General features: G+C 62.4%; 23 protein-coding genes. 11 read left to right on the top strand and 12 right to left on the bottom strand.

Annotated features, from left to right (window positions below; genetic code table 11):
- Positions 1 to 2: 2 nt before the first annotated feature.
- The 6 genes from BLW22_RS20800 to yegS all read left to right on the top strand — a co-directional run bounded on the left by BLW22_RS20800 (position 3) and on the right by yegS (position 3,731).
- Positions 3 to 797 carry a CheW domain-containing protein gene (locus tag BLW22_RS20800; protein ID WP_065924145.1) on the top strand — a complete coding sequence of 265 codons (795 nt, stop codon included), beginning with the start codon at positions 3 to 5 and terminating at the stop codon, positions 795 to 797.
- A gap of 81 nt (positions 798 to 878) precedes the next feature.
- Complete coding sequence (locus BLW22_RS20795; RefSeq protein ID WP_005790025.1) at positions 879 to 1,361, top strand: chemotaxis protein CheW; 483 nt, start codon at positions 879 to 881, stop codon at positions 1,359 to 1,361.
- On the top strand, positions 1,362 to 1,754 hold the full coding sequence (locus BLW22_RS20790) for a DUF2802 domain-containing protein (protein ID WP_065924146.1): 393 nt from the start codon (positions 1,362 to 1,364) through the stop codon (positions 1,752 to 1,754).
- A 451-nt stretch (positions 1,755 to 2,205) separates the two neighbouring features.
- Entirely contained in the window at positions 2,206 to 2,532 is a 327-nt protein-coding gene (locus BLW22_RS20785) for a hypothetical protein (protein ID WP_074847403.1), read from the top strand.
- Between the two features lie 47 nt (positions 2,533 to 2,579).
- Positions 2,580 to 2,729, top strand: coding sequence for a hypothetical protein (locus tag BLW22_RS34880; RefSeq protein ID WP_159440255.1), 150 nt, complete (start codon positions 2,580 to 2,582; stop codon positions 2,727 to 2,729).
- 81 nt (positions 2,730 to 2,810) lie between these two features.
- Complete coding sequence (gene yegS, locus BLW22_RS20780; RefSeq protein WP_065924148.1) at positions 2,811 to 3,731, top strand: lipid kinase YegS; 921 nt, start codon at positions 2,811 to 2,813, stop codon at positions 3,729 to 3,731.
- Here yegS and BLW22_RS20775 read toward each other — a convergent pair.
- The 3 genes from BLW22_RS20775 to BLW22_RS20765 all read right to left on the bottom strand — a co-directional run bounded on the left by BLW22_RS20775 (position 3,690) and on the right by BLW22_RS20765 (position 6,044).
- Positions 3,690 to 4,349 carry a response regulator transcription factor gene (locus BLW22_RS20775; protein WP_065924149.1) on the bottom strand — a complete coding sequence of 220 codons (660 nt, stop codon included), beginning with the start codon at positions 4,347 to 4,349 and terminating at the stop codon, positions 3,690 to 3,692. The genes yegS and BLW22_RS20775 overlap by 42 nt on opposite strands.
- The gene (locus BLW22_RS20770) at positions 4,346 to 5,239 is read right to left on the bottom strand and encodes a sensor histidine kinase (protein ID WP_065924150.1); all 894 of its coding nucleotides are present in this window, start codon (positions 5,237 to 5,239) and stop codon (positions 4,346 to 4,348) included. Before BLW22_RS20770 ends, BLW22_RS20775 begins: the two co-directional genes overlap by 4 nt.
- Positions 5,240 to 5,594: 355 nt before the next feature.
- Positions 5,595 to 6,044 carry a hypothetical protein gene (locus BLW22_RS20765; RefSeq protein WP_174562740.1) on the bottom strand — a complete coding sequence of 150 codons (450 nt, stop codon included), beginning with the start codon at positions 6,042 to 6,044 and terminating at the stop codon, positions 5,595 to 5,597.
- A gap of 550 nt (positions 6,045 to 6,594) precedes the next feature.
- On the opposite strand from BLW22_RS20765, the gene BLW22_RS20760 reads away from it, so the two are divergent.
- Both BLW22_RS20760 and BLW22_RS20755 read left to right on the top strand, forming a co-directional pair.
- Positions 6,595 to 7,530 carry a chemotaxis protein CheV gene (locus BLW22_RS20760; RefSeq protein ID WP_027603884.1) on the top strand — a complete coding sequence of 312 codons (936 nt, stop codon included), beginning with the start codon at positions 6,595 to 6,597 and terminating at the stop codon, positions 7,528 to 7,530.
- A gap of 39 nt (positions 7,531 to 7,569) precedes the next feature.
- Complete coding sequence (locus BLW22_RS20755) at positions 7,570 to 8,376, top strand: MOSC domain-containing protein (RefSeq protein ID WP_065924151.1); 807 nt, start codon at positions 7,570 to 7,572, stop codon at positions 8,374 to 8,376.
- 62 nt (positions 8,377 to 8,438) lie between these two features.
- Here BLW22_RS20755 and ppnP read toward each other — a convergent pair whose 3' ends face one another.
- The 8 genes from ppnP to BLW22_RS20705 form a co-directional block, all read right to left on the bottom strand.
- Positions 8,439 to 8,723 carry a pyrimidine/purine nucleoside phosphorylase gene (gene ppnP, locus BLW22_RS20750; RefSeq protein WP_027603886.1) on the bottom strand — a complete coding sequence of 95 codons (285 nt, stop codon included), beginning with the start codon at positions 8,721 to 8,723 and terminating at the stop codon, positions 8,439 to 8,441.
- A 193-nt stretch (positions 8,724 to 8,916) separates the two neighbouring features.
- Positions 8,917 to 9,459 carry a 3'-5' exonuclease gene (locus BLW22_RS20745; protein WP_065924152.1) on the bottom strand — a complete coding sequence of 181 codons (543 nt, stop codon included), beginning with the start codon at positions 9,457 to 9,459 and terminating at the stop codon, positions 8,917 to 8,919.
- Positions 9,460 to 9,533: 74 nt separating this feature from the next.
- Positions 9,534 to 11,417, bottom strand: a complete 1,884-nt coding sequence (locus tag BLW22_RS20740) for an acetyl-CoA carboxylase biotin carboxylase subunit (protein ID WP_074847402.1) — start codon at positions 11,415 to 11,417, stop codon at positions 9,534 to 9,536.
- A gap of 824 nt (positions 11,418 to 12,241) precedes the next feature.
- The gene (locus BLW22_RS20725; protein WP_074847401.1) at positions 12,242 to 13,003 is read right to left on the bottom strand and encodes an enoyl-CoA hydratase/isomerase family protein; all 762 of its coding nucleotides are present in this window, start codon (positions 13,001 to 13,003) and stop codon (positions 12,242 to 12,244) included.
- Positions 13,000 to 14,157, bottom strand: a complete 1,158-nt coding sequence (gene atuD, locus BLW22_RS20720; protein WP_074847400.1) for a citronellyl-CoA dehydrogenase — start codon at positions 14,155 to 14,157, stop codon at positions 13,000 to 13,002. The genes BLW22_RS20725 and atuD overlap by 4 nt, the downstream gene beginning before the upstream one ends.
- Before the next feature lie 16 nt (positions 14,158 to 14,173).
- Positions 14,174 to 15,790: an acyl-CoA carboxylase subunit beta gene (locus tag BLW22_RS20715; RefSeq protein ID WP_074847399.1), complete on the bottom strand. Its 1,617-nt coding sequence runs from the start codon at positions 15,788 to 15,790 to the stop codon at positions 14,174 to 14,176.
- 3 nt (positions 15,791 to 15,793) lie between these two features.
- Entirely contained in the window at positions 15,794 to 16,666 is an 873-nt protein-coding gene (locus BLW22_RS20710) for an SDR family oxidoreductase (RefSeq protein WP_053133351.1), read from the bottom strand.
- Positions 16,667 to 16,678: 12 nt separating this feature from the next.
- A complete protein-coding gene (locus BLW22_RS20705) occupies positions 16,679 to 18,457 on the bottom strand; it encodes an acyclic terpene utilization AtuA family protein (protein ID WP_074847398.1) in 1,779 nt (592 codons plus the stop codon).
- A 153-nt stretch (positions 18,458 to 18,610) separates the two neighbouring features.
- Between BLW22_RS20705 and BLW22_RS20700 the strand changes: the two genes are divergently transcribed.
- The gene (locus BLW22_RS20700; RefSeq protein WP_074847397.1) at positions 18,611 to 19,234 is read left to right on the top strand and encodes a TetR/AcrR family transcriptional regulator; all 624 of its coding nucleotides are present in this window, start codon (positions 18,611 to 18,613) and stop codon (positions 19,232 to 19,234) included.
- Between the two features lie 93 nt (positions 19,235 to 19,327).
- Positions 19,328 to 20,116, top strand: a complete 789-nt coding sequence (locus tag BLW22_RS20695; protein ID WP_065927222.1) for a substrate-binding periplasmic protein — start codon at positions 19,328 to 19,330, stop codon at positions 20,114 to 20,116.
- 90 nt (positions 20,117 to 20,206) lie between these two features.
- On the opposite strand, the gene BLW22_RS20690 is transcribed toward BLW22_RS20695, so the two are convergent.
- Positions 20,207 to 20,758, bottom strand: a complete 552-nt coding sequence (locus BLW22_RS20690; RefSeq protein ID WP_027603895.1) for an RNA polymerase factor sigma-70 — start codon at positions 20,756 to 20,758, stop codon at positions 20,207 to 20,209.
- A 302-nt stretch (positions 20,759 to 21,060) separates the two neighbouring features.
- On the opposite strand from BLW22_RS20690, the gene BLW22_RS20685 reads away from it, so the two are divergent.
- Positions 21,061 to 21,813, top strand: a complete 753-nt coding sequence (locus BLW22_RS20685) for a thioesterase II family protein (RefSeq protein ID WP_065927223.1) — start codon at positions 21,061 to 21,063, stop codon at positions 21,811 to 21,813.
- Positions 21,814 to 21,830 lie beyond the last annotated feature (17 nt).

Below are 21,830 nucleotides of genomic sequence, written 5' to 3'. Positions count from 1 at the left end.
TGATGAACCGTCCCGTCGAACTCAAGGTCAAGACCCGGCCGCAACTGGCACTGGAATCCTACCTGGATGCCTTGCTGCAGGACGCGACCGCGGAAGAATTACAGGAGCCTATCCTGGTGCTGGAGCCGGCGGTCGAAGTGCCGTCGTCGAGCAGCCTGGATGAGTTCCAGTTGGCTGTATTGGAAGAGCAGGCCCGCGATGCACTCGTCGTCCCGGTCAGCGTCCCGGTGGTCGCGCCCGTCGTGCCTGTGGTGGTCGAGCCGGTCGTGGAAGTGCACCTGCCACCGAGCATCACGCCACCGCCGGTGAGCGGCGATGATCGTCCGGCCTGGGCGGCCGAGCCATTTGAATGTCTGCTGTTCGACGTCGCCGGGTTGACCCTGGCGGTGCCGTTGGTGTGCCTGGGCTCGATCTACTCGTTGGAGGGCCAGGAACTGACGCCATTGTTCGGGCAGCCGGAGTGGTTCCTGGGCATCCTGCCGAGCCAGGCCGGTAACCTCAAGGTGCTGGACACCGCGCGCTGGGTGATGCCCGACCGCTACCGCGATGACTTCCGCCAAGGCTTGCAATACGTGATCTCGGTGCAGGGCTACGAATGGGGGCTGGCGGTGCATCAAGTCAGCCGCTCGCTGCGCCTGGACCCGAATGAAATCAAATGGCGCAGCCACCGGGGCCAGCGGCCCTGGCTGGCAGGCACCGTGATCGAACACATGTGCGCGTTGCTGGACGTTGCCGAACTGGCCGAGTTGATCGCCAGCGGTGCCGTTAAGGCGATGCCGGTGAACAAACGCAGTTGATTGGACAATAAGGGCCGCGCGAGCGTGCGGCCAAAAGAAGTACACACGCCGCCTACATCGGCATTTGAAGGGGTCAGAGATATGAACAAGTCAGCGTCCGCACAAGGTTTGGATGATCCGATCCTGCAATGGGTTACCTTCAAACTGGACAACGAAACCTACGGTATTAACGTGATGCGCGTGCAGGAAGTGCTGCGCTACACCGAGATCGCTCCGGTTCCCGGTGCGCCAAGCTATGTGCTGGGCATCATCAACCTGCGCGGCAACGTGGTGACGGTGATCGACACCCGCCAGCGTTTTGGCCTGGACACGGTCGAAGTCAGCGACAACACGCGTATCGTCATCATCGAGGCCGACAAGCAAGTGGTCGGGATCATGGTCGACAGCGTCGCGGAAGTGGTCTACCTGCGCCAATCGGAAGTGGAAACCGCGCCGAACGTGGGCAACGAGGAATCGGCCAAGTTCATCCAGGGCGTGTGCAACAAGAACAACGAACTGTTGATTCTGGTTGAGCTGGACAAAATGATGAGCGAAGAAGAATGGTCGGAACTGGAGAGCATCTGATTGTTCCTTGAGGTCGCGGTGATTGTCCTGGCCCTGTTGTGGGCCGGGACCTTGGGTTTTCTGCTGCGCTATATACGCCAGCAGCGCGAATTGGCGATGCAGCAGGCCGAGCGCGATGCGGTGCGTGATCGACGGGTGCTGGAGTTGGTCAAGCGGGTCGATCACTTCCAGCAGAGTGCGGTGAAGGTCGGGGACGAGGTGCATGAACTGCGCGCCATCCTCGCGCCGTTGCCGGACAAACTGGCGCAGATCGAGCAGCGTGATCCTTCCAGCCTGTCATTTGCCCAGGCGGCGAAGCTGGTGGGCATGGGCGCTACCGTGGATGAACTGACCCAGTCGTGTGGCTTGACCCAGGCTGAGGCGCAGTTGATGAGTAAGTTACACAAGAGCTGATTGCGCCGTGTGAACCGTGCGCCTCTCTCTATGCCTTGAATGCCGGCTGCGGCTGATTGTGTCGGATGTGTCACAGTGCCATGGTTCTCCGTGGCACTTTTACTTCTTTGTGATGACCCATCTACGCATGTAGGAAACTTCACTCGCAAGGATGCGAAATGTCTGTTGATCCCCCTCTCGAGCAAAACCCTCTGTTTGGCTGCCGTCTTGGGTGGCCACTTCCGCGCTTAGCGCGCAATCAAACGCCGTGCTTCAAGATCGACCGCGTAGTGCTCAGTGGCGATCAGGCTGAAGATGTCCAGTAAACCCTGTCGATGATCCGTTGCAAGGACGTTGCATCGGTGCCAGCGGCATTGACCTCACGTTGAGCCACGGGCCATGCCAGGGACGCGTTGGCGAATCTCCAGTGTGCGATGGCCGCCGCTGATCCATCATTGAAGGGAAGCAGCGAATGAACGATCTACGCAATGGACTGTACGGCGTCGCGCTGGTATTGGCGGCGGCAGGGTTGGGCGGTTGCGCCTCGTCGATGACGGTCACCGGCGAGCCGGGGGTGAAGATGGGCCAGGGTTATGCCCAGGTGCTCGCGGTGGTCAGCCGCAACAACACTGTGACCAAGCAGGTCGACGGCCAAGGCTTCCGGGCTGAGGGTTATTCGCCGATGTTCAAGGACTGCCGGATCAAGTACTTCATCTTCCAGGGCGCTGATGGCTTGCAGCAGGTGAAGTACGAGCCGGCGCCAGAGCTGTCGGTCAAGCAGAATTGCCGTCAGCCGTAAGCGGCCCTTTATTCCTCTGCGAGTTGACTGCTGATGACATTTTACGTGTGGTTCCCGTGGCGCTGCTGGTGCGCGCGGTGCCGGGGCGTGATTGCCTGGACTGGAACGTGCCGGGCGCCGGGGTGATGGCGTCGACGAAAGCGGGCTTCCCCGATCACAACGGCGAAAGCCTGGGCATGCCTGGGTCGCTGGATTAATTTTTCAACGCCCATGGCTTTTTTTCGGTCGCCCAGGGTCCACATCCTTCAAGCACCTTTGAATCCAGGAGTAAGCCACCCATGACCACCCCCAAGGCATTGTTGATCCTCCACGGCAAGCAAGCCCTCAACGAGGACGTGCGCAGCGCCGTGCTGGCCCGGCGCAGGCAGGGTGGGGAGCTGGCGGTACGGGTGACCTGGGAGGGCGGTGACGCAAAGCGCCTGGTCAAGGAAGCCTTGGAGGGCGGCTATACCCACATCGTTGCCGGCGGCGGCGACGGCACCTTACGCGACGTGGCCGAGGCCATGGCCGAGGCCAAGGGTGAAGCCAGCCTGGTGCTGATGCCCCTGGGGACCGCCAATGACTTCGCCAAGGCTGCCGGCGTGCCATTGGAGCCCGCCCAGGCCCTGGCGTTGCTGGATGTGCCGCCCCGTGCGATCGACCTCGGCCAGGTCGGCGGGCAAATCTTCCTGAATATGGCCACCGGCGGCTTCGGCAGCCAGGTCACCGCCAATACCTCCGAAGACCTGAAGAAAGTCCTCGGTGGCGCCGCCTACCTGTTCACCGGCCTGACGCGCTTCAGCGAGTTGAAGGCCGCCTATGCCGAGCTGGACGGGCCGGATTTCCACTGGAAGGGCGAGCTGCTCGCGCTGGGCATCGGCAACGGTCGCCAGGCGGGCGGTGGGCATGTGCTGTGCCCTGGGGCATTGGCCGACGATGGCTTGCTGGACGTCAGTATCCTGCCGGCGCCCCAGGAAGTGGTCGGCACCTTGCGCGAGCTGATGGGGAACGGCTGGGAGCTGGACGCGATGTTCGTGCGGGCACGCCTGCCGTGGGTCAACATCAAGGTCGCGCAGGGCTTGTACATCAACCTCGATGGCGAGCCGCTGGAAGGTGACGACCTGCACTTCGAGGCCTTGCCCAAGGCCCTGCGCGTGCATTTGCCGGTGGGTTCGCCCCTAGTCGTCCAGGCTGATGATCTGCTCGCGCACGGCAAATAATACCAGGCCCGCCACGTCGAATATCTGCAGGCGCTTCATGATTTGCGAGCGGTGGGCTTCTACGGTCTTGATGCTCAGGCCCAGGCCGTGGGCGATCTCGCGGGTGGATTTGCCGCGCACGATCAGGCGCAGGATTTCCAGTTGGCGGGCCGTGAGGTTATGGCTGTGGCTGGCGGGCGTGGTCGGCCCCTGGCTGCGCACCAGCGCCTGGTTGATCACGGTATGGGCGATCGCCGGGCTCAGGTAGCGCTCGTTGTTGCGCAAGGCCAGCAACGCGTGTTCCAGCTCGTTGGCAGTGGTGTCCTTGAGCAGGTAGCCGTGGGCGCCTGCCTCCAGCGCGCACATGATCAGCTCCGGGTCGGTGTGCATCGACAGGATCAGCACCTTGCTCCTGGGGTGCGCATGCTTGAGTTGCTGTAGCGCCTCGAGGCCGCTGGTGTGCTTCATGGACAGGTCCAACAGCACGATATCCGGCAGCAAGGTATTGAACTGCTCCAGCAATTGCGCGCCATCGCTGGCTTCGCCGGTCACCGTGTAGCCGGGAATATCCTGGATCAGCGCACGTACGCCGGCCCTGATCAGTGCATGGTCATCCACCAGGAGTAATGTGCAGGTCACTCGATAACCTTAGGGGCGCTGGCCCGTTCGAGGGAGCGAGGCGCCCAGGGGAAAAGCGCGTCTATCCGTGTGCCGTGGCCTGGTTGGCTGCTGACGGATAATGAACCGCCAAGCTGGTCAATGCGCTCGGACATGCCAGCCATGCCCCGTTGGCCTTCCAGGCCGGGGTTGATGGCGGGCGAAAAGCCCTGGCCGTCATCGCAGATGGTCAGCGACAGGCCCTCGGGCAGGCGCTGCAGGCGCACCAGCAGGTTGCGCGCCTGGGCGTGGCGCAGCATGTTGGTCACGGCTTCCTGGGTAATGCGAAAGGCCGCCACGGCCATTTCCTCAGGGATGCCGCTCAGCCGTTGCTGGCATTCAAGGCTCCAGTGCACCGGGGTGTTTTCCAGGGTTTTGAGCAGGTGCGCGCGCAGGCTGGCTTCCAGGCCCAGGCTGGCGAGCTGCCGGGGGTTGAGGATGGCGGACACGTCGCGCACCTTGGCCAGGGTTTCGTTCAAGGTGTTGCACAACACAGTGCACTGGCTTTGCAATTCATCCGGCAGGCGGCGCTTGAGCCATTCGCTTTGCAGCTTGGCGGCGGTCAGCAACTGGCCGATATCGTCATGCAGTTCACGGCTGAGGCGATGACGTTCGTTTTCCTGCACTTGCAGCAGGCGATCGGCCAACTCCTGGGGCTGGAACTTGATGGATTTACGCGAGCGCCACTGTTGCAGGCCAACCACCACCAAGGTGGCCAGGTTGAGCAGCAGCACCAGCAGCGGCAACGGCGCGGAGCGGCTGTAGGCCCACAGGCTCAGCAGCAGCGAGCCGAGGCACAGGGCGAGGATCAAACGGCGTGCGTTACTGCGGGACGCGGACCTTGCGATGAATGTCTTGAGGCTGGCATGCATAGCGGATGGAGCCAATGAAGGTTCGCTGCGGGAAGACCGGTCGCGGCTGACCGGGCTCTGTTTGGAATACGTTCTTGAATCGTTCTCAAGCAGGCTGAAGTTGAGTCACTTCAAGCGGGTGCATAGTACCACCACTCTTACCGTTGGTCGCCAGGTGCCGTGCCTGGCGGGCCTATTTAAACGCGCAACAACTCGAGGAATGATAATCCCAGAGTTAATGAAGTGAGGTTGTATTATTTCAAAGGGTTTGTATCGTTAATGGCTAATTGATATTGAATCGCCATTTTTCTCCAGCGGATTAGTTGGAGTCGTCGTTTTTAGATAACCCCGTGCTTGAATGCGACCTGATAACGCTTCAAGACAAATGGTGCATACGTTGTTGCGGATTGTAACTGAAACCCTTTTGCGGAATGTGCAGGGTGACCGTGTCAATCAACTTGGTCTGTTCTTCTTTATCCAGGGTCAGCTGGCCTGTTTTTGCATCGATCAGTTCCAGCTGCCAGGCCAGCAATGTCAAGCAGTCATGCAGGGCTTCCAGGGCTTGATCATGTAACTGCAAAGGACTTTCGGCGTTGGCGATCACGTCCTGGATATGCCGCGAGAATTCGCTGATCGCTTGCAGGGCCAGGCAATCGGCCTTTTCGGCGAGCTTGATCAGGCTGATTTTCATGCAGTCGATGGCGTCACTGTCGTTGCGGATCAAATGCAGGTGGCTCAGGCATTCTTCCGACTTGGTCAGCAGCTTTTCAGCCTCGCGCAGGAACTCAGGAAGTGCAACTTGCCACTCGTTACCGTCGTTCATCATGCAAGTCTCCACAACATAAGGTCGGGTGATGAGAGGTCGCACCGGGTGAATGGCGTAAAACTACCGCTGAAAGATAACGGGAATCTGTAGGTTGCTTCTGAGTTTTCAGTAGGACGTTTATTTGAATGACGGCGACGGCTGTGCGTGGCCCCCGTGAGCGGGCTCGATTGCACACCTTCAGTTGCCGTCACGTGAACGTCTGGAAAACCCATAAGACGAGGGCTGGGGATGGCAAACAAAAGCCTGACTCCATTCATGCAATGAGAATGGCGTCACATTAATGGCTATTAGATATTGCGAACATCAGGTTGGGCCTGATTGTGCCTAGGGGAATCCCTTACATGACGGAACCTTGCGTCGATTTGAATGTCGCGCAACGTCGCTGCACCGCCATATGAACAGGCCTCAGCAGTAAAGCATGATGTCAGTGTGACATCAATGAGTTTACGTGGCATTTTACCGGGGTCAAGGTCCGGCGTTTGCCGCCGATAACAAGCTAACTGCACAAACACTTCGCGCATTACTTTCCAGCGCACACCAGGAGCTCTTAATGGCCGGCATTCTCGACACGGTAGACCAACGCACGCAACTGGTGGGTGAGAATCGCCTGGAGATCCTCATGTTCCGCCTGGCCGGGCGGCAGCTGTTCGCCATCAACGTGTTCAAGGTGCAGGAAGTCCTGCAACTGCCCAAGCTGACCCTGATGCCCCAGCGCCACCCCTTCGTGTGCGGCGTGGTCAACCTGCGGGGCCAGACCCTGCCAGTGATCGACTTGTCCCAGGCCATCGGCATGCGTCCGCTGGTGCCGGGCCCCAACAGCACCATTATCGTCACCGAGTACAACCGCTCGGTGCAGGCGTTCCTGGTGGGTGGCGTGGACCGCATCGTCAACATGAACTGGGAAGCCATCCTGCCGCCGCCGACGAGCGCCGGGCGCCAGCATTACCTCACCGCCATCAGCAAGGTCGACGACCAGTTGGTGGAGATCATCGACGTGGAAAAAGTCCTCGCCGAGATCGTGCCGTACAACGCCAAGGTCTCCCGCGAAAAACTCGACGACCCGGTGCTGGAACGCGCCCGTGGCCGCGAAGTGCTGCTGGTGGACGACTCCAACGTGGCCCTGTCGCAATTGCGCGACACCCTCGGCCAACTGGGCGTGAAGATGCACATCGCCAGCGACGGTCTCAAGGCGTTGAATATGCTCAAGGCCTGGGCCGACGCCGGCCATGTTATGACCGACAAGCTGCTGATGATCTTCACCGACGCCGAAATGCCCGAGATGGACGGCTACCGCCTCACCACCGAAATCCGCAACGACCCACGGCTGCGCAAGCTCTACGTGGTACTGCACACTTCGCTGTCAGGCAGCTTCAACGACTCGATGGTGAAGAAGGTCGGCTGCGACAACTTCCTGTCCAAGTTCCAGCCGGACAAGCTGGTGGATGTGGTACGTCAGCGCCTGATGCTGGACGAAGCGTCCGCTTGACCTTAGGGTGACGGCTTTGCCCCTCAGGAATGTTGGCCCATGCTTCGTCTCAGCGCGTTGTACCGTTACCCCTTGAAGTCCGGCAAGGCCGAAACTCTTCAACAGGTCGGCCTGGATAAACTGGGGTTGGACGGCGATCGACGCTGGATGCTGGTGGATGAGGCCAGCGGGCGTTTCCTCACCCAGCGCGCCGTGGCAAAGATGAGCCAACTGTCGGCGCTGTGGAACAGCAGCGGCGGCCTGACCCTGAGTTCGCCTGGCTACGCGCCGCTGGATGTGGCGCTGCCCGGCAGCGCGGCTGAGTTACGTGGCGTGACCATCTGGCGCGACACCTTGCGTGTGCCGGACGCCGGCGACGAAGCCGCCGCCTGGGTCAGCGCCTTTATCGGCAAGCCCACGCGGCTGGTGCAGATTCCTCTGGAACGGGCGCGCACTACCCAGGCAGGTTACGGCCGCGATGATGACCAGGTCGCGTTCGCCGACGGTTATCCGTTGCTGGTGATCGGGCAAGCGTCCCTCGACGACCTCTCGCAGAAAGTCGGCCGTCCCATGGACATGCTGCGCTTTCGCCCCAACCTGGTGATCGAAGGCAGCGACGCCTTCGCCGAAGACGGCTGGAAGCGCCTGCGCATCGGGGATGTGGAGTTTCGCGCAGTCAAGCCCTGCTCACGCTGCATTCTCACCACCATCGATCCGCACACCGGCGAGCGCAGCCCCGACCGTGAGCCTTTTGTGACGCTGGAGGCCTACCGCAAGACGGAGGACGGCGCGATTTTTGGCCAGAACCTGGTCAACGATGGCGTGGGCCGCCTGGAAGTGGGCATGCCGGTGATCATCCTCGAATAAGTCATGCGCCCATAAAAAATGCCCGTCTCGCAGGAGACGGGCATTTTTTTGCGGCGCAGCGATCAGCCGCGGTATTCGCACAGGTAAGCGGTGTCCACCGCGACCTTCAATTGGAACTTGCTGTTGGCCGGTACGTTGAACTGGCTGCCGGCGGCGAAGGTTTCCCAGTCGTTGGCGTCGGGCAGCTTGACGCTCAAGGCGCCGGATACCACGTGCATGATTTCACGCTGGGCGGTGCCGAATTCGTATTCACCCGGGGCCATCACGCCGATGGTCGCCGGACCTTCTGCGGTGCCGAAAGCGATCGACTTGACGGTGCCGTCGAAGTACTCGTTGACTTTGAACATGGGCGAATCCTCGGAAAAAGTTGATGCTTTACGCTCATCCTGTAGGAGCGAGCTTGCTCGCGAAAAACCTGAGAGCGCCGCTGGGTGCCAGGTTTACCGCGTTATCGTTAACGACCTTCGCGAGCAAGCTCGCTCCTACAGTTGAGCAGCAAGGAAAAGGGGGAGTCAGTATGCCCAAGGCTTCGGGCGCTGCCTAGACCGGCAAAATCAGCGGCAGCAGGCGCGCGGTGTTGCGTGCATCTTCCAGCGCTCGATGTTGCTGGCCCTGGAACTGCATCCCCGCCAATTGCAGGGCGCCATTGAGCCCCAGGGGCTTGTCCAGGCGCCGGGCCTTGGCGAAGCGTTGCTTGAGGTTGACATGGGGCGTGGGGGCCATGGCGCTGGTCAGGCCATGGCGCTGCCACTCGAGCTCCAGCTGTACGCGATCGTAGTCACCCCAACTGGCCCAGCCTTCCAGGCGCGCCTGATGCTGGCCCAGCCAGCGCTCGAACAGCGGCCACACCTCGATGAACGGTGCAGCGCCGTCGATATTTGCCTGGGTGATATGGGTCAGCTGGCGACAAAAGGGCGTGAGCAAGGGGCGGCGCAGCGGCCGCACAAAGCGCTGGAAGTGGTCCAGCTCGCGGCCCTGGCGGTTCACCAGGCTCGCGCCGATCTCGATGACTTCCATCTCCGTCACGGGCCAGCCGCCTTCATCCGTTGTGGCTTCAAGGTCAATAATCAGCCAATGAGGCATCGCGCAGGTTCCCGTACTCGTCCTTTCCTGTTGGGGATAGAGCGTAGACCGGCCTTGTAGTTCCGACTAGGGGGTTATTCGATCTCCAGCAGAACCTGGCGATTGCGTACCTGATCGCCTGTTGTGACCTGCACGGCCTTGACCACGCCGTCCCTGTCGGCCTTGAGTGGATGCTCCATTTTCATGGCTTCGAGCACCAGCAGCAGTTGGCCTTTAGTCACCTGTTCACCGGTGCTGACGCGGACGTCGACGATGGCACCGTCCATCGGTGCCTTGATCGTGCCGCTGCCGGCGTCGGCCTGGCGCCCGGCAACCTGCTGGGTGCGGTTGGTGACGGTAAGGCCAGGCAGCCACAGCCGGGAGCCCTCCAGGTGATAGGCGATGCGACGGCGAACGCCGTTGAGCACCAGGGTGGCGCGACGGCCATCGGTGCTGAGTGGCAGGGCGGCGGCGGTGACGGTGTGGGTTTCGCCGTCGGCCTCCAGGCGAAAGGTGCAGGGAACACGGGCGTTGTTGCGCCATCCCGCGAGGCCGTGGGGATGCTGGTCGGCGCTGTGTTGGTAAAACAGCGCGGCGGCCAGGGCGAGTTGATCACTTGTCGCGGCCGGGCGCGGTATTTCGCTGAAGTGCTCGGCGATAAACCCGGTGCTGAAATCACCGTCGATAAAGCCTGGGTGCTTGAGCAGTTCAGCCAACAAGCGCTGATTGGTCGTCACCCCCAGCAACAGCGTGTCTTCCACCGCCCGCAGCAGCTTGCGCCGGGCTTCTTCGCGGGTGGCGCCATGGGCGATGAGCTTGCCGAGCATCGGGTCATAGAACGGGCTGATGGTTTCGCCTTCGCACAGCCCATGGTCAACCCGTACGCCCACGGCCGGTTCCCAGCGCAGCACCTCACCGGTTTGCGGCAGGAAGCCCTGGGCCGGGTCTTCGGCATAGAGGCGCACTTCCATGGCGTGGCCGTTCAGGCTCACCTGCGCCTGCTCGAGCGGCAGCGGCTGGCCGGCGGCGATTTGCAGTTGCCAGGCCACCAGGTCGAGGCCGGTGATCAGCTCGGTGACCGGGTGCTCCACTTGCAGGCGGGTGTTCATTTCCAGGAAGTAGAACCGGCCGTTGCGGTCGAGCAGGAACTCCACGGTACCGGCGCCGAGGTAGTTTACCGCGCGTCCGGCCTTGAGCGCGGCTTCGCCCATGGCCTGGCGCAGTTCGGGCGTCATCACCGGGCAGGGCGCTTCCTCGATGACTTTTTGATGACGGCGCTGGATCGAGCAGTCCCGTTCGCCGAGGTAAATCAGGTTGCCGTGGCGGTCGCCGAACAGTTGGATCTCGACGTGGCGCGGCTCGATCAGCGCCTGTTCGAGGATCAGTTCGTCACTGCCGAACGCATGCCTGGCCTCCGAGCGGGCGCTGTGCAGGCTTTCCAGCAGCGCCTCCGGCTGGTGGACCAGGCGCATGCCACGGCCACCGCCGCCGGCGCTGGCCTTGATCATCAGCGGGTAGCCGATGCGCTCGGCTTCACGTTGCAGGCAGGTGTCGTCCTGGGCGCTGCCCTGGTAGCCGGCGATGCAAGGCACCCCGGCCTCGAGCATGGCGAGCTTGGAGCGGCGCTTGCTGCCCATCAGTTCGATGGCCTCGGCGCTGGGGCCGATGAACGTCAGGCCGGCGTCTTGGCATGCGCGGGCGAAGCCCGGGTTTTCCGAGAGGAAACCGTAGCCGGGGTGGATGGCATCGGCGCCGGTTTTTTCCGCGGCCTCGAGGATGGCCGGGATATTGAGGTAGGACTGTTGTACCGCCGCGGGGCCGATGCGCACGGCTTCGTCGGCCATCTGCACGTGCAGGGCCTCGGCGTCGGCGTCGCTGTAGACGGCGACGGTGCGGTAGCCCAAGGCCTGGGCCGTGCGTTGGATGCGGCAGGCGATTTCGCCGCGGTTGGCGATCAGGATTTTTGTGAACTGCGGCATTTTTTGCTCCGTGTGTATATCCGTTATTTAGGTCACGGCCACTTAGGGTTCCGCTCTTACAGCGGGTCACTTTTGGAAGGACCCAAAAGTAACCAAAAGGTCCTCGCCCCAACACTCGGCACCTCGCCTAGGCTCGGTGTGCCCTCACTCCGGCTTTGGAGCGTGGGCCGCCGCAATGGGCCATCCATGGCCCAGTGCGGCTAACCCGGCGTCCTGCCGGGTTACCCACGCTCCAAAGCCTGCGTTCGGCCAGCGTGTTTGACGGGGCGATCCCACATCAAAAACAAGACGAGGCGGCCTTAAAGCCGACCTGATCTTTGAAGCTTACGCGGTGTGGCTTCTACTTCCTTAACCGCTGACGAAGTCAGCAATCTTTTGATCTGGCTCTGGCTCTGGCTCTGGCTCTGGCTCTGGCTCTGGCTCTGGCTCTGGCTTTTGATCTTGATCTCAGGCGCCCCGTTAACCACGCTGGCCGAACGCAGGCTTGAATCCGTGGGTAACCCGGCAGGACGCCGGGTTAGCCGTCCTGGGCCATGGATGGCCCATGACGGCGGCCCACGGATTCAAGCCTGCGTTCGGGCATACCGAGCCTAGGCGAGGTACCGAGTGGTGGGGCGAGAGCCTTTTGGTTACTTTTGGGCTCTTCCAAAAGTGACCCGCCGTAAGGGCGGAACCAATAGCCGCCGTTACCGCAGCAACGGATATGCACTCGGTCAACTCCAACGACATGGTCGGCCCGAAGGCCGCCACGGGAGCAAGCTCCTTCGCCACAGACCACTGAAAATTGTGTAGATCCCCATGCTCAGCGGGGGCTCCCGATGGCGTCACTTGCACCACCCAGGCTTTCTCTTCTGAACAAACGCCTGCGTCCCCTCAATCCCTTCCGCACTGGTCACCGCCTCGGCAAACCACTGCGCCGCCTGGTCCAGCAGCGGCCCCAAGGGCTGCTCCACGCTGGCCAGCAACAGCGCCTTGGTACGCGCGTTGGCGCCCGGCGCGCAGCGCAGCACCTGCCCCAGCACCTCATCCAGACGCTCCGCCAACGCCTGCGGGTCGGTCTCGGTGAAGTGCACCAGCCCCAGCCGTTGAGCTTCCAACCCATTGAACCGCGCCGCCGTCAGCGCCAGTCGCCGCGCCTGGGTCAGGCCGATACGCTTGACCACAAACGGCGCAATCTGTGCCGGCAGCAACCCCAGGCTGGTCTCCGGCAAACCGAACTGCGCCTGGTGATCGGCAATCGCGATGTCACTCACGCAGGCCAGGCCAAACCCGCCGCCCAGCACCGCGCCTTGCAGCACCACGATGACCACTTGCGACACGGCTTCCACCGCTTGCAGCAACGTGCCGAAGGCCCGGTTCAGGGCCTGCAATTGATCGCCGGCGCTGACCAGGTCCTTCACATCGGCACCGGCGCAAAAATGCCCGCCTGCGCCGCTGATCACCACGGCGCGCACCTGGCTGTCCAACCCGGCCAGCACCGCGCGCAGTTCGTTGACCATTTCCAGGCTCATGGCATTGTGGCATTCGGGCCGGTTGAGGGTGATGTGCAACACGCCGTTGTGGGGTTCGAGCAGCAGGGTATTCATGGCTTTTTCCCCGGCAAAGTGCCCATCAACTTGCAGATGATGCCCAGCATGATTTCATCGGCACCGCCGCCAATCGACACCAGGCGCACATCGCGATAAGCGCGGGCCACCGGGTTGTCCCACATGAATCCCATGCCGCCCCAGTACTGCAGGCAACTGTCGCTGACTTCGCGGCCAAGGCGCCCGGCCTTGAGCTTGGCCATGGAGGCCAGGCGGGTCACGTCCTGGCCCTTGATGTACTGTTCGGTGGCCTGGTAGACCAGTGCGCGCAGGCATTCGATTTCGGTGGCCAGTTCGGCCAGGCGAAAGTGAATCACCTGGTTGTCGATCAGCGCCTTGCCGAAGGTCTGGCGTTCCTTGCAGTACTCGACGGTACTGTCGATGCAGTACTCCAGGCCCTTGATCATATTGGCCGCGCCAAACAGGCGTTCCTCCTGGAACTGCAGCATCTGCATCATGAAACCCGCGCCTTCATGGCCGATGCGATTGCGCTGGGGCACGCGCACGCCGTCGAAGAACACCTGGGCGGTCTCGGAGCTGTGCATGCCGAGTTTTTCCAGGGGCGGGCTGACGCTGATCCCTGGGGTGTTCATCGGCACCATGATCAGCGACTTGTTGATATGCGGCTTGTCGTCGGAGGTGTTGGCCAACAGGCAGATAAAGTCGGCGCTGGGCGAGTTGGTGATCCACATTTTGCTGCCGTTGATCACATAGTCGTCGCCGTCCTTGCGCGCATGGGTCTTGAGCCCGGCTACGTCGGAGCCGGCGCCGGTTTCCGAGACACCGATGCAACCGACCTGCTCGCCGCTGATGGCCGGGCGCAGGAATTCGTCGCGCAATTCATCGGAACCGAAGCGGGCGAGGGCGGGGGTGCACATATCGGTCTGCACGCCGATGGACATGGGTATGCCGCCGCAGCGGATGGTGCCGAACTCTTCGGCGGCGACGATCGAGTAGCTGTAGTCCAGGCCCATGCCGCCGAATTGCTCCGGTTTGGAAATCCCCAGCAAGCCGAGGTCGCCGGCCTTGCGGAAGATGTCGTGGATGGGGAAGTGCCCGGCCTTTTCCCATGCGTCCACATGGGGGTTGATCTCGCGGTCGACGAAGGCACGGACGGTGCGGCGCAGTTCATGGTGTTCCTGGGTGAAGATCATTGTTCTTGTTCTCCGGTTAGAAGCGCGCGATGCCGAAGCTGTTGGGCTGCAACTCGCGGACCTCGGCCTCGTGACAGATGTCCAGCAGAAAGCCGAGTAAGGTACGGGTATCCCGTGGGTCTATCAGCCCGTCATCCCACAGGTTCGCGCTGCCATAGAGGGCGGTGGACTGGCTGTCGAGTTTTTGCGCGGTGACCTGTTCGAGCATGTCCAGCACCTTGGGATCCGGCACCAGGCCGTCTTTCAACTGCTTGGCCTCGGTGACGATCCGCAGCACCTTGCCCGCCTGGGCACCGCCCATCACCGCCGTGCGGCTGTTGGGCCAGGCGAAGATAAACCGCGGGTCCAGGCCGCGACCGCACATTGCATAGTTGCCGGCGCCGTAGGAGCCACCGACCACCACCGTGAGTTTAGGCACCCGTGCGTTGGCCACCGCCTGGATCATCTTCGCGCCATGCTTGATCACCCCTTGCTGCTCCGCTTCGGTACCCACCATGAAGCCGGTGGTGTTGTGCAGGAACAGCAGCGGTGTGCGGCTCTGGTCACACAGCTGGATAAACTGCGCCGCCTTGCTCGCGCCCTTGGGCGTGATCGGGCCGTTGTTGCCGATCACGCCGACCGCGCGGCCCTGGATGTGCAGATGGCCGCAGACGGTATGGGCGTCGAACGCTGCCTTGAACTCGAGGAACTGCGAACCGTCGGCCAGGCGTGCGAGGATTTCGCGCACGTCGTAGGGCTTTTTCGGGTCAGCGGGGATCAGCCCCAGCAGGTCGTCGATGGGGTACAGCGGCTCGGCGTAAGTGCGTTTGGGCGTCAACGGCAGGCGCTCATCCCAGGGCAACAGGCTGACGATTTCACGCACGATGCGCACGCCATCGGCGTCATTTTCCGCCAGGTATTCGGCAGTGCCGGCGATCTGTGCATGCATTTCGGCGCCGCCCAATTCTTCATCGGTGGCGACTTCACCGGTCGCCGCCTTGAGCAGCGGCGGGCCGGCAAGGAACAGCTTGGCCTTGCCGCGCACCACCACCACGTAATCCGACAGTCCTGGCTGGTACGCGCCACCCGCCGTGGCCGAGCCGTGCACCACGGTGATCTGCGGCAAGCCCATGGCGGACATGCGCGCCTGGTTGGCAAAGCTGCGCGCGCCTTCGATGAAAATCTCCGCGGCATAGTTGAGGTTGGCGCCACCGCTTTCGGCGAGGGTCACCACCGGCAGTTTGTTGTCCATGGCGATCTGTTGCAGGCGCAGGGATTTTTTCAGGCCGGAGGGCGAAACGGTGCCGCCCTTGATCGCGCTGTTATTGGCCACCACCAGCATGCGCACGCCGCTGACGTAGCCGATGCCGGCGATCAACCCACCGCCGGCGGCGCTGCCGTCCTTGTCATCATGCAGCTTGTAGCCGGCCAGGCTCGCCAGTTCCAGGAACGGCGCGCCAGGGTCCAGCAGCAGGTTGAGGCGCTCGCGGGGCAGCAGTTGGCCACGTTTTTCGAACTTGGGCCTGGCCTCCTCGGCCTTGCTCAGCAGGGTCTGTTCCAACTGGCGCAGGTGTTGGATGCCTGCCAGCATGGCGGCGCGGTTCTGGGCGAACTGCGGGCTGTGGGGATCGATCAGGCTGTCAATCAGCGGCATGGTTTATTGCTCCGCCTTGAGCACATCGGGCAGGTAGGCGCGGTGGAAGCCGTTGAACGCTTCACTCGGCGGTTGCGCCTTGTGCAGCGGCCAGGCGCGACTGCCGAGGCTGGCGGCGCCGTCGATGCGCAGGGTGCTGCCACTGATAAACGCGGCGGCGGGACTGAGCAGAAACACGATGGCGGCGCTGACTTCCGACTCGGTGCCGATGCGCTTGAGCGGCACGTGTTCACGCAGGGTGGGGATCACCGCCTTGAACGCGCCTTCGTAGGTGTCCATGCCGCTGGACGCGATCCAGCCCGGTGCCACGGCGTTGACCCGCACCCCGGCGCACCCCCACTCGAAGGCGGCGGTCTTGGTGAAGTTGTCCATGCCTGCCCGTGCCGCGCCGGAGTGGCCCATGCCGGGCATGCCGCCCCACATGTCGGCGAGCATATTGACGATGGCCCCACCGTGCTTGCTCATCGACTGGTTGAACACTTCCCGCGCCATCAGGAAACCGCCGACCAGGTTGGTGCGCAGCACGGTTTCAAAACCTTTTTGGTTGATCGAGGCCAGCGGCGACGGATACTGCCCACCGGCGTTATTCACCAAGCCATGGATCGGCCCATGCGCGTGAATGAGCTGGGTGACCAGCGCCTTCACCGCCTCTTCGTCACGAATGTCGCAGGCCTGCCAATGGGCGGTGCCGCCGTCCTCGGTAATTTCCGCCGCGACCTTGGCGAGTTTTTCCGGCTTGCGTCCAACCAGGACGACGCGGGCACCCAGGGCCGCCAGCTCATGGGCGGTGCAGCGGCCAATCCCGCTGCCACCGCCGGTGACGATCACGGTGTGGCCTTGGAACAGGCCGGCTTTGAAGATCGAGTCGAAGGCCACGGCAACGTTCCTTTATGTGAGTTGATCGGCGATGTGTTGCGGCACGGCGATGGGGATTTCCAACAGCTGCTGGGCGAAGGCCTTGCCCTGGGGGTCGATGCGCAGGCTGGCGATGCCGCCGCCGCCCAGGGCGTTTTCCAGCAGGAAATTGAGGCTGTGGCTGCCGGGCAAATACCAGCGTTCGACGCGGCCGTGCACGGGGTCGAGCACGTGGCCCATCCAGTCGACGAGCACTTCCGGCGTCAGCGCTTCGGCAATCCACGGCAGGTACTCGGGGGCGCGGGCGATGACCCCGATATTGCTGTGGTTGCCCTTGTCGCCGGAGCGCGCCACGGCGAGTTTCACCAGCGCCACGCTGGCGTCGGCGCGGCCTTGGGGCTGGGGTGGATCCATCGCGGCGGCAGGCATGAGGGGGGCGTCGGCGACGGGCAGCGTGCAGACGTGGCGTTGGCCCTGGAAGTCGACTACCACCTCGCAGGCGGCCTTATCGATCAGGAACGAGAACAAGCGGATCAGCGGGTACACCGTCGGCCGCCCACCGACAATCCCGGCCAGCCCCGGCGCCATGCCCGTGGCCGCCTGGGCGATCTCGCGGGCGAACAGCACCAGCGCCGGCTTGCTGGGGTGGCGCACCGCCAGCTTGACCACCACCTCGCGGCAGTCGTGGCGCAGGGCGCGGGGGCCATACGTCGCTTCGCTGCCCAGCAGTTCGATATTTACGTCGGTGTAGGGCGCCCAGCCGCGCTGGCTGAACAGTTCCGAGGTCTTGTTGATGATCGCCTGGCTGACCCGCTCGGCCTTGGCCACCGCATCGATCCCGGCGATCAGGCAACTGGCGGTGCAGCGAAAGCCCTCCGGGTAAGTGGCGCTGACCTTGTACTGGTGCGTCGGCGGCAACCCCTTGGCGCCGTGCAGGCGTACGCAGTTTTTGCCTTGCTGCTGCAGCTTCACCTGGCTGAAATCGCAGATCACATCGGGCAGCAGATACGCGTGAGGGTCGCCGATTTCATACAGCAGTTGTTCGGCCACGCTCAGTTCGCTGATCAGGCCACCGCTGCCCTCGACTTTATTGACCGTGAACTGGCCATCGGCATTGACTTCGACGATGGGGAAGCCGATGTGCTCGTAGTCGGGCACGTCGCGCCAGTCGGTGAAGTTGCCACCGGTACACTGCGCGCCGCATTCAATGATATGCCCGGCCAGCGCGGCCTGGGCCAGGCGGTCATAGTCCTGCCACGACCAACCGAACTCATGCACCAGCGCCGCGCTGACCACCGCGCTGTCGACCACCCGGCCGGTGATGACGATGTCCGCGCCCAGTTGCAGCGCCTGGGCAATGCCCGGTGCGCCGAGGTAGGCATTGGCCGATACGCACAGGGGCGGCAGCGGCGCGCCGTTGAACATGTCGGTGATGCCGTGCAGGTGCTTGAGCCGGGGGTGCAGGTCATCGCCCAGCAGCACGGCGATTTTCAACGGCACCTGGGCTTTATCGCAGGCAGCTTGCAGGGCGGCGGCGCAGGCCTGGGGGTGGATGCCGCCGGCATTGCTGATCACGCGGATGCCCTGGCGCTGGATCTCGGCCAGCAGCGGTGTGAGCACCTCGACGAAATCCGTGGCGTAGCCGGCCTGGGGATCTTTCATCCGTGCACCGGCGAGGATCGACATCGTGACTTCCGCCAGGTAGTCGAACACCAGGTAGTTCAGCTTGCCGCCGTGCACCAACTGCGCGGCGGCGCTGCAGGTGTCACCCCAGAAGGCGCTGGCGCAGCCGATACGAACCGTCTTGCTCATGAGAAATCCTTCCTCGAATGGCTGGCAACGAGACTACCAAGCAAGCGCTTGGTTTGTAAACTCCGGTCACAAGTTTTGCCCAAGCGCTTGCTTGGGTGACTGGCACGGCCTAAATTGCCGGCCAAGACGTCAGTAGAAGTAGAGGGGAGCAGCATGGATGAGCACAAAGCCCTGCGGGTGATGCGCACCATGGTCGACGGCGGCCAATTGACCGACCCCGACAGTGCCCGGGGCAAGTTGCTGCAAACCGCGGCGCACCTGTTTCGCAACAAGGGCTTTGAACGCACCACCGTGCGTGACCTGGCCAGTGCCGTGGGCATCCAGTCCGGCAGTATCTTTCATCACTTCAAGAGCAAGGACGAGATCCTGCGTGCGGTGATGGAGGAAACCATCCACTACAACACGGCCTTGATGCGTGCCTCGCTCGAGGAGGCGAACACCGTACGTGAACGTGTGCTGGCGCTGATTCGCTGCGAATTGCAGTCGATCATGGGTGGCAGCGGCGAGGCCATGGCGGTGCTGGTGTATGAATGGCGTTCGCTCTCGGCCGACGCCCAGGCCCAGGTGCTGGCGCTGCGCGATGTGTATGAAGACATTTGGCTGCAGGTGTTGGGCGAGGCCAAGACGGCGGGTTACATCAAGGGCGATGTGTTTATTGCGCGACGCTTCCTCACCGGGGCCTTGTCCTGGACCACCACCTGGTTTCGCGCCGAGGGCAACCTGACCCTGGAGCAATTGGCCGAAGAAGCCTTGTTGATGGTTTTGAAGGCCGATTGAGGCGCAAGCTATTAATTTGCCGGTGGAAAGTTGTCTAGCTGGACAAAAACGCCTAGCTTATCGACATCGATGTATTGAACGGTGTGTGCCTTGATGTTTTCGCCATGGCGGTTGGCTGCAGGACTTACTTTATGGGCACTCGGCACCGCAGCGTGGTTGCCGGCTTCGGCTGCGCAACTGGTGCGCATCGGCGCGGCGCATTTTCCGCCCTACACCGTGCGCCCGGAGCAAGGCGCCGACACCGGTCTGTTGCCGCAACTGGTGGAGGCCCTGAACGCCTCGCAAACCGACTACCAGTTTGTGCTGGTACCCACCTCCATCCCTCGGCGTTTTCGTGATTTCGAACAAGGCCGTATCGACATGGCCATCTTCGAAAATCCCGATTGGGGCTGGCAGAAGGTTGCCCACACCAGCATCGACATGGGCCTGGAAGACGCGGAAATCTTCGTCGCCCAGCGTGAGCCCGGTCGAGGCCAGGACTATTTCGCCGACCTTGCCGGGAAACGCCTGGCGGTGTTCAGCGGCTATCACTACGCCTTTGCCAACTTCAACCCCGACCCCAAGTACTTGGCCGAGCACTTCAACGCCACCTTGACCTATTCCCATGACAGCAACCTGCTGATGGTTGCGCGCGGGCGTGCGGACATCGCCTTGGTAACCCGTTCGTACCTGAGTGACTTCATGGTGCGCAATGCGGATATGGCCGGGCAGTTCCTGGTCTCGGAGCGCATCGACCAGGTCTATCACCACTACGCGTTGCTGCGGCCCAAGGCGCCGATCACGGGCGAGGCGTTTTCGGGGTTGCTCAAGCGACTGCGCGATAGCGGCGAGATGCTGAAGATTTTCGAGCCGTATCGTATTGATGTGATGCCTGTGCCCTGATCTTGGCTCGGATGAGTGCGGCTGTGGTTCGGGTTTTGGTTGTGGTGAGCGGGGCAAGCCCGCTCACCACAACAAGCCCTTTCACCTCAATCACACCCGCCGTGCAAACGTATCGCTATGGTTGCCGGACACCTTGCGGCAGTGCACCAGCGCATCGCGAATCATGAAGTTCACCAACGTCGGTGAAACCCCCAGTTCCTTGGCAATGTCCTTTTGCGGCACACCGTGCAGGCGGTACATCTCGAACGCGTAGCGGGTGCGCTGGGGCAACTCCGTCAGGGCGTCGGCGATGTTTTCCAGGGTGTTGAAATTGATGTGGGAGGTTTCCGGTGAAGCGCCGTGAATGACCACATTCAAGCCTTCCTCTTCCGTCCCGGAATATTTGAGTTCCAGGGCCTGCTTGCGGTAGTGATCGATCGCCAGGTTGCGCACGATCTGGAACAGATAACTCAGTTGGGCCTTGAACGATGACGTGATCGTCGGCGCCGATTGCAGGCGGAAGTAGGCATCCTGCACTACATCCTCGGCGCGGGAGCGGCACCCGGTAATACGTGCCGCAATCTTCACCAGAATCAGTCGATTGTCGACAAATGCCTGGAGAAGCGGTGAGTCGCACCTGCCTGTGGATACTTGTTCCGTCATGGAAATCACCTTGTCGCAAAAGAGGTTAGGGGAGGGCGTCCTTGCTGAGGCCTCCTACACATCGGGCAACAAATTATGCTGAATGATAATGATTGTCAAATGAGAAGGCGAACTAATCTTATGCTTTCTTGTTTGGTGTGAACCACGTCTCGCAGGTACCCGGCGACTAATTATTTGCCGGTGCCGTCCGTTCTTCTGGGTGACAGGGTCGCTAGTCAAGCGGCCAAGGATCAGCACCCGCAGGAGGACGACATGGGTTTTTATCGTGCACACAGCGTGTTTCAGTTTGGAGTCGTCGCTGGATGACTACGCCGACTCGACTGCGCCTGTTCTGCCTGCCCTATTCGGGCGCCAGCGCCATGGTTTACGCACGTTGGCGCCGCACGTTGCCGGAGTGGTTGCAGGTGTGTCCGCTGGAACTGCCTGGGCGGGGCATGCGCATGGACGAGCCCCTGCAGCGCGATATCAAGGCCTTGGCGGCGCAGCTCGCGGAGGAAATCAGTCGCGACTTGAGCGGCCCTTACGCGTTGTTCGGCCATAGTCTCGGCGGCCTGCTGGCCTTTGAATTGGCCCACGCGTTAAACGCACGAAATGTCCCTGCGCCGCTGGCGCTGTTCGCCTCCGGCACGGCCGGTCCGGCTCGCCGCGATGTCAGCGAATACGCCATCGAAAAGACCGACGCGCAACTGATCGCCCGCCTGCGCGAACTGCAAGGCACCGCCGAAGAAGCCCTGGCCAATCCCGAGCTGATGCAGTTGATGCTGCCGATCCTGCGTGCCGACTTCCTGCTGTGCGGCAGCTTCACCTACGGCGAGCGCAAGCCGCTGGACCTGCCGATCCATGTGTTCGGCGGCAAGCAGGACAGCGTGCGCGCCGACCAGTTGCTCGACTGGCAGCTCGATGCCGCCAGCGGTTTTTCCCTGGACATGTTCGACGGCCACCACTTCTTCCTTATCCAGCACGAAAGCGCCGTATTGCGCTGCGTGCGGCGCTATGCCGACGAACACCTGGCCCGCTGGCGCATTGGCGCGGCGCGGCAACTGGCCGCCGGCTGATCGCTCTCCCATTCCCG

The sequence above is a fragment of the Pseudomonas marginalis genome (genome assembly GCF_900105325.1).
GTDB lineage: Bacteria > Pseudomonadota > Gammaproteobacteria > Pseudomonadales > Pseudomonadaceae > Aquipseudomonas > Aquipseudomonas marginalis.
The sequence above is the reverse complement of the archived record's forward strand: the minus strand, read 5'-3'. Positions and strand labels throughout refer to the sequence as shown.